The 15,300-nt window shown below is 56.0% G+C and carries 14 protein-coding genes and 1 other annotated feature; of the genes, 5 read left to right on the plus strand and 9 right to left on the minus strand.

Annotation, left to right across the window (positions count from 1 at the left end; genetic code table 11):
* The first annotated feature begins 91 nt into the window (after nucleotides 1-91).
* Together Q3V30_RS18015 and Q3V30_RS18020 are read left to right on the plus strand one after the other, a co-directional pair.
* On the plus strand, nucleotides 92-1,093 hold the full coding sequence (locus tag Q3V30_RS18015; protein WP_306208094.1) for a type III secretion system chaperone: 1,002 nt from the start codon (nucleotides 92-94) through the stop codon (nucleotides 1,091-1,093).
* Nucleotides 1,094-1,109: 16 nt separating this feature from the next.
* Nucleotides 1,110-2,870 (plus strand): hypothetical protein, encoded by a 1,761-nt coding sequence (locus tag Q3V30_RS18020; RefSeq protein WP_306208096.1) that lies wholly within the window; start codon nucleotides 1,110-1,112, stop codon nucleotides 2,868-2,870.
* Nucleotides 2,871-2,928: 58 nt separating this feature from the next.
* Here the strand turns inward: Q3V30_RS18020 and thrC are convergent, their stop codons facing one another.
* The 5 genes from thrC to Q3V30_RS18040 all read right to left on the minus strand — a co-directional run bounded on the left by thrC (nucleotide 2,929) and on the right by Q3V30_RS18040 (nucleotide 8,659).
* Complete coding sequence (thrC, locus tag Q3V30_RS18025; protein ID WP_306208098.1) at nucleotides 2,929-4,215, minus strand: threonine synthase; 1,287 nt, start codon at nucleotides 4,213-4,215, stop codon at nucleotides 2,929-2,931.
* 3 nt (nucleotides 4,216-4,218) lie between these two features.
* The gene (gene thrB / locus Q3V30_RS18030; RefSeq protein WP_306208100.1) at nucleotides 4,219-5,148 is read right to left on the minus strand and encodes a homoserine kinase; all 930 of its coding nucleotides are present in this window, start codon (nucleotides 5,146-5,148) and stop codon (nucleotides 4,219-4,221) included.
* 2 nt (nucleotides 5,149-5,150) lie between these two features.
* Nucleotides 5,151-7,613 (minus strand): bifunctional aspartate kinase/homoserine dehydrogenase I, encoded by a 2,463-nt coding sequence (gene thrA / locus Q3V30_RS18035; RefSeq protein WP_306208102.1) that lies wholly within the window; start codon nucleotides 7,611-7,613, stop codon nucleotides 5,151-5,153.
* Between the two features lie 25 nt (nucleotides 7,614-7,638).
* Nucleotides 7,639-7,760 (minus strand) — a sequence feature (Thr leader region).
* Nucleotides 7,696-7,767, minus strand: a complete 72-nt coding sequence (thrL, locus tag Q3V30_RS22775) for a thr operon leader peptide (RefSeq protein WP_412916644.1) — start codon at nucleotides 7,765-7,767, stop codon at nucleotides 7,696-7,698. (Overlaps the previous feature by 65 nt.)
* A gap of 193 nt (nucleotides 7,768-7,960) precedes the next feature.
* Entirely contained in the window at nucleotides 7,961-8,659 is a 699-nt protein-coding gene (locus Q3V30_RS18040; RefSeq protein WP_306208104.1) for a tRNA/rRNA methyltransferase, read from the minus strand.
* 601 nt (nucleotides 8,660-9,260) lie between these two features.
* Between Q3V30_RS18040 and arcA the strand changes: the two genes are divergently transcribed.
* On the plus strand, nucleotides 9,261-9,977 hold the full coding sequence (gene arcA / locus Q3V30_RS18045) for a two-component system response regulator ArcA (RefSeq protein WP_306208106.1): 717 nt from the start codon (nucleotides 9,261-9,263) through the stop codon (nucleotides 9,975-9,977).
* A gap of 57 nt (nucleotides 9,978-10,034) precedes the next feature.
* Here arcA and creA read toward each other — a convergent pair whose 3' ends face one another.
* On the minus strand, nucleotides 10,035-10,505 hold the full coding sequence (creA, locus tag Q3V30_RS18050; RefSeq protein WP_306208108.1) for a protein CreA: 471 nt from the start codon (nucleotides 10,503-10,505) through the stop codon (nucleotides 10,035-10,037).
* Nucleotides 10,506-10,692: 187 nt separating this feature from the next.
* On the opposite strand from creA, the gene robA reads away from it, so the two are divergent.
* On the plus strand, nucleotides 10,693-11,583 hold the full coding sequence (gene robA / locus Q3V30_RS18055; RefSeq protein WP_306208110.1) for an MDR efflux pump AcrAB transcriptional activator RobA: 891 nt from the start codon (nucleotides 10,693-10,695) through the stop codon (nucleotides 11,581-11,583).
* 97 nt (nucleotides 11,584-11,680) lie between these two features.
* Here the strand turns inward: robA and gpmB are convergent, their stop codons facing one another.
* Nucleotides 11,681-12,328, minus strand: coding sequence for a 2,3-diphosphoglycerate-dependent phosphoglycerate mutase GpmB (gpmB, locus tag Q3V30_RS18060; protein ID WP_306208112.1), 648 nt, complete (start codon nucleotides 12,326-12,328; stop codon nucleotides 11,681-11,683).
* A gap of 50 nt (nucleotides 12,329-12,378) precedes the next feature.
* Between gpmB and yjjX the strand changes: the two genes are divergently transcribed.
* Nucleotides 12,379-12,924 carry an inosine/xanthosine triphosphatase gene (gene yjjX, locus Q3V30_RS18065; RefSeq protein ID WP_306208114.1) on the plus strand — a complete coding sequence of 182 codons (546 nt, stop codon included), beginning with the start codon at nucleotides 12,379-12,381 and terminating at the stop codon, nucleotides 12,922-12,924.
* On the opposite strand, the gene trpR is transcribed toward yjjX, so the two are convergent.
* Together trpR and sltY are read right to left on the minus strand one after the other, a co-directional pair.
* Nucleotides 12,910-13,239, minus strand: coding sequence for a trp operon repressor (gene trpR / locus Q3V30_RS18070; RefSeq protein ID WP_306208116.1), 330 nt, complete (start codon nucleotides 13,237-13,239; stop codon nucleotides 12,910-12,912). The two genes, yjjX and trpR, sit on opposite strands and share 15 nt — an antisense overlap.
* Before the next feature lie 53 nt (nucleotides 13,240-13,292).
* Nucleotides 13,293-15,215: a murein transglycosylase gene (gene sltY / locus Q3V30_RS18075; protein ID WP_306208118.1), complete on the minus strand. Its 1,923-nt coding sequence runs from the start codon at nucleotides 15,213-15,215 to the stop codon at nucleotides 13,293-13,295.
* Between the last annotated feature and the right edge of the window lie 85 nt (nucleotides 15,216-15,300).

Genomic DNA, 15,300 nt, shown 5'->3' on the forward strand with positions numbered 1-15,300 from the left:
AGCCATAGCCTTTTTTTATAAGCCATTTTGTGACAGAACCATTACAACCTGCGGGTCACTCAAGGCGTAATCAGCTATGGGGGGGAAGAGTATGGATCAGCAGGGGTTAGAGAGAACCATCCGCGATCGGATGTGGCAGGCGAGCCATCAACAGGATGAAAACACCCGGGCGGGCGACTGGCACAATCCACTGCCAGAGTCGGCCAGAGAGTGGCTGATAGCTGCGGCGGCGCAGTTTGGCGTGGATGAGGCGCAGCAGCAGCAGTTTGCCGCCAGCGGCGTGATCCGGCTGGATGCGCTGCACATCATTCTGATTTGCCAGAGCGAGGCGCCGGTGCCAATGTGGCTGGCGGTGGGTATTCTGCCTGCGCCAGACGCGCTTCATCCTGAGGTCTGGCAGGAGGCGCTGCTGCGGGCCAACGATGTGGCGATGGCGATGAACGGCATCAGCCTTGCTCTCGATCGGCAGGGTTCAGCCCTGCTGACCAGGCCGCTGGCATTTGATCTGCCTGACCAACCGGATGCGCTGGCGAGCGTGATGAATGATTTTAATTCACTCGCTTCAAGCCTGATTGATCTGCTGCTTTCGCTGGGTCAGCCACCGGCCGTTGCACCAGAAGAAGCTCTGCCGCTTCCCGGCTGGATTGCTGGCTGGCAGCAGCAGTTAACAGAGCGTATGGATGCGCTGGCCCGGGAGGCCATTACCACCAACTGGCACTATCCCCTTCTTCAACAAACATTCGCCCTGTTGGACCTGTCACAGGAAAGCTATCTGCTGGATGGCTGCTTCTGCAAACTCTCCTTCCCGGAACGTCCAGTCTCGGTGCTTGCCGACGGCGATCAACGCCACCTTTTGATCTCTGCGCCGCTGGATCTGGCGATAACGCCAGGCGATGAGCAGCGGCACTATCTGGCTGCTAACCATGAGCTTCGGCTGTTCACCCACTGCTCGCTGGCGCTGTGCGGAGAGAGCATCTGCCTGGTGAGCCGCTGGGATTCGCTGGGGCTGACTGCTGCCGATTTCGCCAGCTGGCTGGCCGATTTTATGACGCTAACCGTGGCGTTTGATCGCCGCCATCAAAGTGCTGCCTGAACGGAGGAGAGAGGCCATGAGTAATTCAATTCAACAGGTTCCCGGTCAGTTTCAGATGAACAGGCCCGGCTCACGCGGTGATGAGGAGAGCGGCCCCCGGCCCGACAATGGCCCCGGGCGCGCCGCCAGAGCTGCTGCCAGCGCAGGGCAGTTTTTCTCCGGGCTGGCGGAAGGAGGCACTGCCCTTGCGGGCCGGGGATCCACTGCCGCCTGGAACGGCATGAAATCGGGAGGAAATGTTGCCTGGGAAAGCACCAAGACGGTGGGGAATGCCACCTGGGGCGGAGTGAAAAGCAGCGGCAACCTGGCTTTAACCGGTGCCAAAATAGCGAGCAATGCCGGTCTGAAAGGAGCAAAAATAGCCGGAAAAACAGGCTGGAACGACACCAAATCATCGGCTGTTGCCCTGGGTAAATTCACCCTTGCTCCGCTACAAAATAAGGCCTGGGGTGCGCTGGGCGGCCATGCCTTACAGCAGATGATTACCTGCGGCCTGCCCACCATGATGCGCGAGGAGGCTTTTATCGAAGCCTACAATATGTTGCTGCCTCATCTGGCAGAAAAACATCCCGCTGCCGCTGTTGGCCTGCAGGCTGCCGTCTCGCTTGCCAATATCGCGGCTCAGATCCATATCCGTGAACCCCGCCTGGAAAGGGATCCGCAGCAAAATCAGGTGGCGGTGCGCGGGCAGTTTGGCCTCAGCCCCGATCGGGCCGGGGTGATGCAGCGCGATAAACCCGCGGAATGGAATCGCCTCAGCGAACAAACGAAAACCGACTCAAAACGCGTTACCGGGCAGCAGATTGCAGCAGAACTGATGAATGTGGGCATGTCGATGGCGGGCGCGCTGACCGGGAATCCCGGCCTGACGGCGCGCGTGCTCAGCACCCAGCTGCGTAATGTTATCTACGCCGGTACGCGGGAATCTTTGCAGGCCACCGGCAGCATGGTCGCCTCCCGTGACGGCAAAGCCAGCTACGGCGTCAGCGATGCCAATATGAGCACCAATGGCGCCTGGTACACGCTGAATACGCTGGCGATGGGCATGCTGCAGGATGGTCTGATTCAAAAAGCGCTGCCGAAAGGCTATACCGTCTCCGGCCCGGAGATCCGCGATGCGTCGGGCCAACGTCTGAGCGGTAAAGCGCTGCATGAGATGGGCGCGATCGTCTCCGCCCTGCGCGCCGCCTGTAATACGGTGATTGAAACCGGCGATGCTTTTTTAGGTAAGCATTACGACGCTAAACAGGTCGGCGATTCGCAAAAGTTCTCCCCTTCCCTGCCGATGAAAGATTATGGTCGCCTGCTGGACCACTCCATTGCCCGTCTTAGCTGGAACAATTTTGCCAACGGCAGCACGCTCGCCTCCCAGCAGATTATGAATGCCATAACCAAAGGGAATATGTCGCCGCTGCTTTCCAGCCTGTTCAACAATGCCGGCACCGCCGCCGCGTTTGGGCTGACCTATAAGGTGGTAAACCAGATCTATCAGGCGCACAGCAAGGTTCGTGGCGCCGTTGCCGCAGAGAGTCAAAACCCGACCAGCACCCAGAACCAGGCTTCGCTCACTGCCGCCGCTGGAAACCAGGCTACCACCAGTACAGGCAATCAGAACCAGGTTACGCTTACCGCCGCCCCGGCAAACCAACCCACGACCACGGGTACGCTGGCCTCATCAGGGCAAAATCCCACAGGTAACTCATCGGCCATTGCAACAGCCGGCGGCAGCTCATCGGGTACAGCACAGCAGAGGATTACTGGAGGGTCGGACAGTTGAAAAAACGGCCCTGTGCAGGGCCGTTGGAGATCGTTGACGCTGTGTTACGCGATTGAGGTTACTTGTGCAGCAGGAAATCACGCAGCGCAGCGAAATCTGCTGCCATCTTGTGCGACAGCAGCGGCAGGTTAGCGCGATCCGCCAGCTCCTGCGGAACAGGCAGCTTGCGGTCGAGGATCTCTTCCACGCTTTCGATAAACTTAGCGGGATGCGCGGTGCCCAGGAACAGACCAAACTCCCCTTCCTCAAGCTGATCGCGCAGCATACGGTAAGCGATGGCTGCGTGAGGTTCAGAGATATAACCCAGGTCAGCCAGCTCGCGCATGGTGGCTTTGGTGGTTTCGTCATCCACCGCGCCGTAGCCGAGATCGGTCAGGCGCCAGGTCTTACGGCGGAAAATCTCTTCCACACGCGGCCAGTTGTTTGGCTGGCTGACATCCATGGCGTTTGACAGAGTGGAAACGGTTGCGTTAGGCAGCCATTCGCTGTTTACCAGAAAGCGCGGTACGGTATCGTTGGCGTTGGTCGCCGCGATAAAACGCTTCACCGGCAGGCCAAGCGACTTCGCCAGCAGGCCCGCCGTCAGGTCGCCAAAGTTGCCGCTCGGGACGGAAATCACCAGCTGATTGCGCTTCTCCTGCGGTAGCTGAGCAACCGCTTCAAAGTAGTAGCAAATCTGCGCCAGCAGGCGGCTGATGTTGATGGAGTTAGCGGAGTTCAGGCCAATCGCCTTTTTCAGCGGCTCGTCATCAAACGCCTGCTTCACCAGAGACTGACAGGCGTCAAAGTCCCCTTCAATGGCGATAGTCTGGATGTTGCCGCCCAGAGTACAGAACAATTTTTCCTGCAGCGGACTGATTTTGCCCTGAGGATAGAGGATCACTACCCGCACGTTATCCATGCCGTAGAAAGCGTGGGCGACCGCTGCGCCGGTATCCCCGGAGGTGGCGGTGAGGATAGTAATCTTCTCATCGGCTCCGCTGACGTAAGAGAGCATCTGCGCCATAAAGCGGCCGCCAAAGTCCTTAAAGGCGAGCGTTGGCCCGTGGAACAGCTCCAGCGCGGAGATATCATCAGTGACTTTTTTCACCGGCGCCGGGAAGCTGAAGGCCGTTTTCAGGCGATCGTGCAGCTGATGCGGCGCAATTTCATCACCAATATAAGCAGAGAGAATTTTGCTGCTGCGGGTAACGAAATCCATTTCCAGCATCTCATCGATGTCGGTGAGCTCAAACTCCGGCAGCTCCAGCGGAAAGAACAGCCCCTGCTGGCTGCCCAGACCCTGTTTAACGGCCTGCGAGAAGCTGACCTGCTCGTTGTGATCCTTCAGATTATACAGTTTCATGCGTTATCCCAGTTTACGTGCGCCTGCCGTATCAATGCGGCAGATGTGAACGAAGCCTTCATCATTTTGCAGATAGTGCTGGCTGAGCCAGTCGGCCATGCGCTGTGCGGTATCCGGTTGGTCACAAACCGCGAACAGCGTAGGGCCGGAACCCGATATGCCGCAGGCCAGCGCGCCAATATCCTGCGCGGCCTGGCGGGCTTCTGCAAATCCCGGTAACAGCCTGGTGCGGTAAGGCTCGGCGATCACATCGCGCATCAGCTTTGCCGCCAGCGCTGGCTGCTGCGTATGGCAGGCATGAATAAACCCACCCAGGTAGCGACCATGCTTAATAATCTCTTCTTTACGGTACTGTGCGGGCAGAATAGCGCGCGCTTCCGCGGTAGAAACCTTGATACCAGGGTAAGCCATCACCCACAGCCACTCCTCAAAGCCTGGCACCTGCTGGCTGATAATCCCATTTTCCTCCAGCATCAGCTGAATGCCGCCGAGGAAGCAGGGGGCTACGTTATCATAATGCACGCTACCGGAAATACGCCCTTCCAGCTCGCCCATCAGCGCCAGCAGTTCGGTGTCGCTGAGCGGCTTGCCGCAGTGTTCATTCATCGCCATCAAACCCGCCACTACGGAGCAGGCGCTGGATCCCAGGCCCGATCCGATCGGCATATTTTTTTCCAGCGTCATCGCCACCGGCACGCGTTTGCCAATCGCTTCACAGAAGCGATCCCAGCATTGCCAGACAATGTTCTCTTCTGCTTTATCAGGCAGCTTGCTGACAAAGCGCCCCTCGTTGCGCAGGCTGAATTCGCTGGCCGCTTCCACCGTGACGCAATCCCCTAACAGGGAACCATCCACCGGTGAGACTGCCGCACCCAGTACATCAAAGCCCACGCTGACGTTGCCAATTGAGGCAGGGGCATAAATCTTGACCATTCTTAAACTCCCAACTTCCATGACAAGGTGCGTAACAGGTCGGCAAATACGCCTGCTGCGGTCACATCGTTACCTGCGCCATAGCCCCTGAGTACCAGCGGGATGGGCTGATAGTAGCGGCTGTAGAACGCCAAGGCGTTCTCGCCATTTTTCACTTTATACAGCGGATCGTTGCCGTCCACGGCATCAATTTTCACCCGGCAGCGCCCGCCCTCTTCAATGACCCCGACAAAGCGCAGCACTTTGCCCTCTTCACGGGCTTGTGACACGCGGGAAGCAAACGCGTCATCCAGCTCCGGCAGTCGCGCCATAAATGCTTCCACATCCGTTATCGCGGTTAGCTCTTCCGGCAGCACGGCCTCAATCTCGATGTCGCTCAGCTCCAGTTGATAACCCGCTTCACGGGCTAAAATCAGCAGCTTACGCGCCACGTCCATGCCGGAGAGATCGTCACGCGGATCGGGCTCGGTGAAACTCAGCTCCCGCGCCGTTTTGGTGGCTTCAGAAAGCGATACGCCCTCGTCCAGCTTGCCAAAGATATAGGAGAGTGAACCGGACAAAATGCCGGAGAAGCGCAGCAGTTCGTCACCCGCATTCAGCAGATTTTGCAGGTTTTCGATAACCGGCAATCCGGCACCTACGTTGGTGTCGTAAAGGAACTTACGGCGCGACTTCGCGGCGGCGGCACGCATCTGCTGATAGTAATTGTATGAAGAGGTATTGGCCTTTTTGTTCGGCGTGACCACATGGAACCCTTCGGCAAGGAAGTCGGCATACTGATCGGCCACTGCCTGGCTGGAAGTACAGTCCACAATCACCGGGTTAAGCAAATGGTACTCTTTCACCAGCCGGATCAGCCGTCCCAGATTGAACGGTTCATTGGCTTTCGCCAGCGACTCCTTCCAGTTCTCCAATGGAATACCGTGCACGTTGGTCAGCAGCGCTTTTGAATTAGCGATGCCGCAGACGCGGAGATCGATATGCTTATTCTTCAGCCAGCTCTGCTGACGATGGAGCTGGTCGATCAGCGCTGCGCCCACGCCGCCCACGCCAATGACGAAGACTTCGATAACCTGATCGGTAGCGAACAGCATCTGGTGCACCACGCGTACGCCGGTGGTGGCCTGGTCATTATCAACCACCACAGAAATAGAGCGTTCGGAAGAGCCCTGAGCGATAGCAACGATATTGATATTGGCTCGCGCCAGCGCCGAGAAGAATTTGGCGGAGATGCCGCGCAGGGTACGCATGCCGTCGCCCACAACGGAAATCACCGCCAGATGCTCCATTACGTCCAGCGGCTCCAGCAGGCCATCCTTCAGCTCCAGGAAGAACTCCTCTTCCAGCACCCGACGGGCACGGGCCTGATCGCTTTGCGGCACGCAGAAGCTGATGCTGTACTCGGAAGAGGATTGGGTGATTAACACCACGGAGATACCGCTGCGTGACATTGCGGCAAAGACTCTGGCAGCCATCCCCACCATGCCTTTCATTCCCGGCCCGGAGACGTTAAACATCGCCATGTTATTTAAGTTGGTGATGCCTTTCACCGGGGTCTCTTCGTCCGAGCTGTCGCCACCGATTAGAGTGCCAGGCGCCTGCGGATTGGCGGTGTTTTTGATCAGGCAAGGGATCTGGAACTGGGCAATGGGGGTAATGGTACGCGGATGCAGAACCTTAGCGCCAAAATAGGAGAGCTCCATCGCTTCCTGGTAGGACATTGACTTCAGCAGCCGGGCGTCAGGCACCTGACGAGGATCGCAGGTGTATACGCCATCAACGTCGGTCCAGATTTCGCAGCAGTCCGCCCGCAGGCAGGCGGCCAGCACGGCGGCGGAGTAGTCTGAGCCATTGCGCCCCAGCACCACCAGCTCACCCTTATCATTACCGGCGGTAAAACCGGCCATCAGGATCATATTCTCAGAGGGGATCTGGCTGGCGACGATGCGGCGAGTGGATTCAGGAATATCCACGGTAGATTCGAGATAGTGGCCCACGGCGAGCAATTTTTCTACCGGATCGATAACGGTGACGCCATGTCCGCGAGCCCGCAGCAGCGCTTCCATTATCGCAATCGACAGCTTTTCGCCGCGACAGATAATCGCCGCATTGACGCTGTCGGGACACTGCCCCAGCAGGCCGATGCCGTGCAGGATCTGCTTAAGCTGTGCAAACTCCTGATCGACAACCGTTTTCAGCCTGTCGTACTGAAAACCGGGCTGCGCTTCTGCGAGGCCTTTCAGCAGGGAGGAGAAGATGTTTTCCGCGTCGCTGATGTTGGGCAAAGCATCCTGACCGCTGATGGTTTTCTCAATCATCGCCACCAGATGGTTAGTGATTTTCGCTGGCGCGGACAATACGGTAGCAACCTGTCCCTGCTTAGCATTACTTTCCAGAATGTCAGCCACGCGCAAGAATCGTTCCGCATTGGCTACTGAGGTTCCACCGAATTTCAGCACTCGCATTATCAAATTCTCCTGAATTTTTGCCGAAAAAAAAGCCCGCACTGTTGAGGTGCGGGCTTTTTTTTGATTTTTCCTTTATGCGTCAGCCCGCACCGTTACCTGGGGTAATGGTGGTGGTAATAATGATTGTTGTCATCAGGCTCTGTTTACGCATTTTAGATTTATCGTCTGTCTGTCTATGAATTCTGTCGGCTTTCAGAAGTAAAGCAAACCGCCAGCCAAGTCAATTTTTTTATCGCTTTGCGGCGGCTGCCAGCCCGATCGACCCGTGAGGGATTTAAAGCAAAAACAGGTCCATTCTGTTAGTGACCGAAATAAACCCAGTAAGAGTCACTACTGAGACGCTATTATTCAGCTTTTTTATCTATAAGTTTTTTTTCTACATCGTGCAGCAGGCGGTGCAGCATCGCGCTGTCGCGCTGTTCCAGCAGGCCCAGACGCTGGGAGAGCCACTCTGCCAGCTTGCGGTCATTACTGACCTCAAGCCGTTCAAGCAACCGATCCAGCCTCTGGCGCAAGGCTGTTAATTGCAGGGCGTCTGCGGGAGCTTCTTTAGAGGCGGTCACCTGCCTGATAGCAGAAAGTTGATAACAGTAGACCATCACCGCCTGCCCCAGATTCAGCGAGGGATAGTCTGCCGCCATCGGGATCCCGGTTAACAGATCCATCAGATCCAGCTCTTCATTGGTCAGGCCCGTATCTTCGCGACCAAACACCAGCGCCACGCTGCTGACCCACTGCTGCTTCTCTTCTATTACTCTCTCTACCTGCTGCGGCGTCGCATAGTAGCGGAACTTTGCCCGGCTGCGGGCGGTGGTGGCGATGCTGAAATCGATATCTGCGAGCGCATCGGCCAGCGTCTCCCAGTGGGTGATCCCGTCCAGGATCTCCCCTGCGCCATGCGCTACCCAGCGTGCCGCAGGTTCAAGATGAGCCTGGCTGTTGACGATCCGCAGCTCATCAAACCCCATGGTTTTCATGGCGCGTGCGGCCGCGCCAATATTTTCTGGTCGGCGCGGAGAAACAAGAATCAAAGGAAAGCGCATAACGTCCTTAATCAGATGGCCCGGAGCCTGGCTTCACGCCCCGGGATGTAAAAACAATTGCCCTGAAAGCAACAAATACATAACATTTCAGGTGCATAGGGTAACTGGTCATAATCAAATTATATGATGGCTTTGCGCTGAATACCTTAATAAAAACAATTATCAAGATATAAACCCATACGCTTCAAGTAATTATCAAATGTTAAATTTGGTGCCATTATCTTTTCAGGTTTGAGCCATCTCGCCGGTAAACAGAGCATATTTGTGAGCTAAGCTGGCATTCTGGTAAGAGTTTTTCACAAAACGGTTAACGTGCTACAATTGGTTTGATATAAGTCAACTTAGCGTTGTTTATTACATTTTGGCCAGGTCTTGTGCTGTTATATTGCTGTTAATGCGGATAAGATATACCCCCATTTTTAAGCGTGCCGGGACAGGGTGCAACCACGATTTACAGGATGCGCAGCCTGGTCTTTAATGACTCAAGAACATATTCTGTACAGCTGTTGTTTTTCTACCGGATAACTTCCCTGCTTTATCTGGTTTCTTTACGGCTGTATGCCCTGTTTCGATTTTGTTGGCAATTTTAGGTAGCGAACACATGCAGACCCCGCACATACTTATCGTTGAAGACGAATTAGTGACTCGCAATACTCTCAAAAGTATTTTTGAGGCCGAAGGCTACATGGTTCATGAAGCTACGGACGGTGCAGAGATGCACCATATATTGACCGAAAATGACATTAACCTGGTGATTATGGATATCAACCTGCCAGGGAAAAACGGTCTGCTGCTGGCTCGTGAGCTGCGTGAACAGGCCAACGTTGCGCTGATGTTCCTGACCGGTCGTGATAACGAAGTGGATAAAATTCTGGGGCTGGAAATCGGCGCTGATGACTACATCACCAAGCCGTTCAACCCGCGTGAGCTGACTATCCGCGCGCGCAACCTGCTTTCCCGGACCATGAACCTGGCCCCGCACAGCGAAGAGCGCAAGCTGGTTGAGAGCTATCGCTTTAACGGCTGGGAGCTGGACATCAACAGCCGCTCGCTGGTCAGCCCACAGGGAGAGCAGTATAAACTGCCCCGCAGCGAGTTCCGCGCGATGCTGCACTTCTGTGAGAACCCAGGTAAAATCCAGACCCGTGCTGATTTACTGAAAAAAATGACCGGCCGCGAGCTGAAGCCGCACGACCGTACGGTTGATGTAACCATTCGTCGTATCCGTAAGCATTTCGAATCCACGCCGGATACGCCAGAGATCATCGCCACTATTCATGGCGAAGGCTACCGCTTCTGTGGCGATCTGCAGGATTAAGTCCACTCAGTGTGTGCTATAGAGGGCCGGAAATCCGGCCCTTTTCTATGCAGCACGCTATTTCCACGGCATAATAGGCACGGCGCTCAGGGCGTTCTTAGGCGAACCATCCACCACTTTATCGGAATAGCTCAGATAGATGAGTGCATTACGTTTTTGATCGTAAAACCGCACCACCTGCAGCTTTTTAAAGACCAGTGAGGTCCGCTTGCGGAAGACCACTTCGCCCTCAGCTTTGCCTTTGGCAATTTTATCGCTCAGTTCAACTGGCCCTATCTGCTGACAGGAAATCGCAGCGTCAGAGGTGTCTTCAGCTAAACCGAGTCCACCTTTAATGCCGCCAGTTTTGGCACGGCTGATATAGCAGGTTACATTTTTGACGTCAGGATCATCAAAGGCTTCTACCACAATCTTATGATCGGGGCCGAAGACTTTGAAAACGGTATCCACCGAGCCAACCTGCTCCGCCCGGGCGGCCATTGACGTTAAAATTACCGACGTGACTATTAACAATTTTTTCATTGTCATAACGTTACCATTGCTTAGAAAATAGATGACATTGTAAGGTAACCTCTTCAGGCACTTGCCGCATGGTAACACCCCCCGTTGTTTGATGTGTATCGGCAGAGGGTATTTATCAGTTCGATATGCAGTCGTTGTATGAGTCAGTAGTGGAATTTTTCCCTGCACCACTTTTATCAGGTAAGGATGATTTATGGATCAAGCCGGTATCATTCGCGATTTGCTTGTCTGGCTTGAAGGCCACCTCGATCAGCCGTTGTCGCTCGACAACGTGGCGACCAAGGCTGGCTATTCAAAATGGCATCTGCAAAGAATGTTTAAGGAAGTCACCGGTCATGCGATTGGCGCCTATATCCGTGCACGGCGCCTCTCTAAGGCTGCAGTGGCGCTTCGCCTGACCAGCCGTCCGATTCTGGACATTGCCCTGCAGTATCGTTTCGATTCTCAGCAGACGTTTACCCGGGCGTTCAAAAAACAGTTTAACCAGACGCCTGCGTACTATCGCCGCTCTTCCGACTGGAACTCCTTCGGCCTGCGTCCGCCGATCCGTCTGGATGATTATCGTCTTCCTGAAGCGACCTATATTACGCTGCCCGAGACCGTGCTGGTGGGTCAGACGCAGAGCTATACCTGCACACTGGAACAGATTTCCAGCGCCCGCGACGAAATGCGGCTGCATTTCTGGCGGCAGTTCCTGACAGAAACCGATATGATCCCGCCCGTGCTCTACGGCCTGCACCAGTCGCGCCCAAGCATGGAGAAGGATGATGAGCAGGAGATCCTCTATACCACAGCGGTGCCGATGGACCAGCTTTCGCAGGCGATGCAGTCCACGCAAACGGTGCTGCTGGAGGGGGGAGAATATGTGCAGTTTTTCTACGAAGGGCCTCGTGCCAGTCTGCAGGAGTTCATTCTGCTGATCTACGGCACCTGTATGCCAATGCTGCAGCTGACCCGACGTCACGGGCAGGATATTGAGCGCTTCCTGACGCACGGCGGCAAAAAGCGCCCTGAGCCGCCGGTGGATATCCGCTGCGAATACCTGATCCCAATTCGCAGCGCGACGGAAACGGCAACAGCATAACAGAGCGGGCGGATTTTCCTTCTGCCCGCGGCCTGAGCCATTCAGCGCTTATCCTGTAGTCAGGCGCTGCTTCCTTCGCCCTCTTCCCGGCACTCTCTTAACGCTGCAGTTCGTCCAGCGCAGGCTGCTCAAGATGCGAGATGTCTCCTGCCGTCTCCACTACCCATCCTTCCGCAAGCCAGGCACTTTGCTGGTGATCCACACGGGAGACAGAGCAGTTACGCAGACGCAGACGACGTTCCGCATGGGCCGGCAGACCCAGCAGCGTACTCACCAGCACCCCCAGCGCCATGCCGTGGCTGACAATCAGCGGGCGGCTGCCCTCGGGCAGTTCCAGACAGGCATTCAGCGCCTGCTGCATACGCCCAGCCAGTTCGGTCATCGACTCGCCCTGAGGAATACGGCCATTTTCGGTGCCGTCTACCAGCGTTTTGCGCCAGCGCTCCTCCTCCTCACTCAGCTCATCCAGCGGCCGCTGCTCCAGCACGCCCATATTCAGCTCACGCAGGCGCGGGTCGAGCTTTACGCCGCAACCACAAGCATCAGCGATGATTTCCGCAGTGTGTCGGGTTCGCCCCAAATCACTGGCAATAACGTGGGTGATGCCGAGATGTTTCATCCGCTCCCCCACCTGATGTGCCTGCTGCACTCCTTTCTCCGTCAGCGCGCTGTCCGACTGTCCCTGAATGCGTCGCGCTGCATTCCAAAGCGTTTCTCCGTGGCGAACAAGATAGACCTGTAACATGCGATTTTCCGTTATACTGCGACAAATTTGCCTGAAGGGTTCAAACAATTATGTACCATGTTGTCGCTGCCACCATCAATCCAGCCAAAATTAAGGCAATTTCTCAGGCATTCAGCGATATATTCGGGGAGGGATCCTGCCATATCGAGGGTGTCGAGGTCGACAGCGGCGTGGCCGCGCAGCCGGTTTCAAACGTTGAAACGAGAACTGGCGCACGTCACCGGGTGATGAATGCCCGTCAGGTTCGGCCTGAGGCAGACTTTTGGGTCGCCATTGAAGCCGGGATTGAAGAGGAGAGCGCCTTCGCCTGGATGGTTATCGAGAACCATAAGCTGCGCGGTGAGTCGCGCTCTGCCAGCTTCACCCTGCCCGCTATCGTGCTGAAAGGCATTCATGAAGGCCGCGAACTGGGCGAAGAGATGGCCAGGCTCACCGGCATTGAGAATATCAAACACAAAGGTGGCGCTATCGGCGCATTCACTGCCGGGCTGCTGACGCGTACCAGCGTCTACCATCAGGCGCTGATCCTGGCACTCTGCCCGTTTCATAACGATATCTACCAGATGAAGCCTGGCGAGGGGTCAGACTTTATCTGATCCGGTCAGCAGCTGCGCCTCCAGCCAGGCCTTCAACGCTGGCGGCGCGCTTTTCAGGCTGTTGGAGCCGCGCGTGATGGTAGCAATACCCACCCCCAGATCGTTTTTCAGCTCGCGCTGGCTCAGCTCACCCCGCATCAGCTCTTCAATGATCCGCAGCCGGGTGCCCAGCGCCTCGCGTTCGTCTGGCGTCATCATCAATTGCAGCAGCGGCAGATGTAATCCATTGCCAAAGGCTCGTTGCAGCAGCGTCACAAAACGCTGCCACTCTTCATTGTGCGGTTCCATGGTAACAGGAACGGAAGATTCGCTCATAGGTAGCCCATACTATTCAACTAGTACAGTAGCATAGCATAGCCCGGAGGGGATCAGTAGCGCCGTTCCCACTCGCCATCCGCCAGAATCTTGTCCGACTTGCCCATGAAATGACGATAATAAGCGTCGTAGGCCAGCACATTTTTCACGTAGCCGCGCGTTTCTGAAAACGGGATGGTTTCAATAAAGGCTACCGAATCAATCCGGCCTGCGCTGTTGCCCAGCCAGGTTTTCACCCTGGAAGGCCCGGCGTTATAGGCGGCGGAAGAGAAAATGCGGTTCTGACCAAACTGCTGATAGACCGACTCCAGATACTGCGTACCAATCTGGATATTGGTTTCCGCATCCAGCAGTTGGCTGCTGTTACTGTAGCCCGGCAGGCTGTAAACCTTCACCGTGTGCTGTGCGGTAGCGGGCATCACCTGCATCAGACCTGATGCGCCCACCGGCGAACGGGCTTTAGGATTCCAGGCGCTCTCCTGCCGGGCGATCGCCATCGCATAGCTCACGGGAATGGCTTTACCAACAGCATAACGCTCAAACTGTTCCTGATAGGCGAGCGGGAAACGCTCTTTGAGGTTATCCCACAATTTGCCGGTAATGGTGGCCTGAACGCTCAGCACCCACCAGTTCTGTTCCCAGGCAAAACGGGCAAGCTGCTGCTGTTGAATACTCGGTTTACTGGCTACCAGATAGCTCCACTCGGTGCGTGCCAGGTTATCCATCCCCCAGTACATCAGCTCCCGCACGCGAGCGATTTCCGCGCCCTGCGTCAGGCTGCCCTCTGGTTCAGGCGCTTGATTTATCTGCAATTGGTAATCCTCACCCAGACGCTGCGCGGCCACCATGGGGTAGAATCCCCGCTCCTGCATCAGCGCATGCAGGATTTTCTGCGCTTCCTCTTTACGCCCCTGCTCCATCAGCAGGTCAGCCTGCCAGTATTGCCACTCATCTTTCTGTTTTGCTTCAATCGGCAGGCGGGCGATCCAGGTATTGAGTCCGCGACGATCGTTGATCCCCAGCGACATTCTGACTCGCCGTTCAATCAGCGAGGTAGAGCCGCTGCGCATCACCACATTATCGCGCCAGCGCGCCTGTTCCGACGTCACATCATTCCCCATCAGACGCCAGGCGACAGCTTCACTGAGATCCTGCTGCTCCTGTTCACTCATCTTTTGCGCAGCGACCAGGGAGGGGATCATTGCCCGCGCATTTTCTGCATCTTCACGCGCTACCCGGGCGAAGGCGAGAGAGGTAGCCTGATGGGTAAAATTGGTTGGCCCCACGGCGCGGGCAAAGGTCACCACGTTCTGCGGATTGTTCTGCAAATCCATCACCGCGTTCGCCATCGTCTGGTAATCTTCCGGCAGCTGTTTAGCGAGGAAATTCACCAGGCTGGTATTCCCCTCTTTCATCGCCAGGCGGATCCGTTCCAGCGTGGTGATAGGCGTTTGCTCACCGGCAGCCTGCCAGACGTTGAACAGCTTGTCACAGGTGGCGGGCAGCGAGGTTCCGCGCAGCCAGATGGTTTTCGCCCCTTCCCAGGCAACCTGCTGTTGCCCGGTGGCCCATTTAGCGTAATACCAGTTACAGCGCGCCGAAACGGGCTTAGGCTCCTCCGGGCTGAACACCAGCAATCCCCGCCAGTCTTCACGGCGGGCCAGTTCATTAACGAAGCGCGTTGAAAGAGAGCGAACCGGCGGCAATGTGGGGTAGCGTTTGATAAAGGCGTTCACCGCCAGACCAGTTTCCTGATCGAGGTGCTGAGCAAATTCGCGGTATTCAAGATAGGGGTAGAGAGGATAGTCACGCAGCGTGGGCATCAGTTGCGCCACGGTCTCCATCTGATTGCTGTCCCAGGCCTGTTTGATTTCAAGATAACGACTGCGCTGGGCCTCCAGAGAGTCCGCCTGCGCCATTCCTGTTACGGCCAGTAAACAGGCCCCTGCTGTCCACAACTGCCACTTGTCCGCCATGACTTTCCCCACGTTACCGCCTCTCTTTATCCTGAACTTACCGAAAAACCTCCTTCATGCTAACCAGGCTTACGCACTCCTGCAC

Origin of the sequence: Erwinia pyri (genome assembly GCF_030758455.1) — a bacterium.
Lineage (GTDB): Bacteria > Pseudomonadota > Gammaproteobacteria > Enterobacterales > Enterobacteriaceae > Erwinia > Erwinia pyri.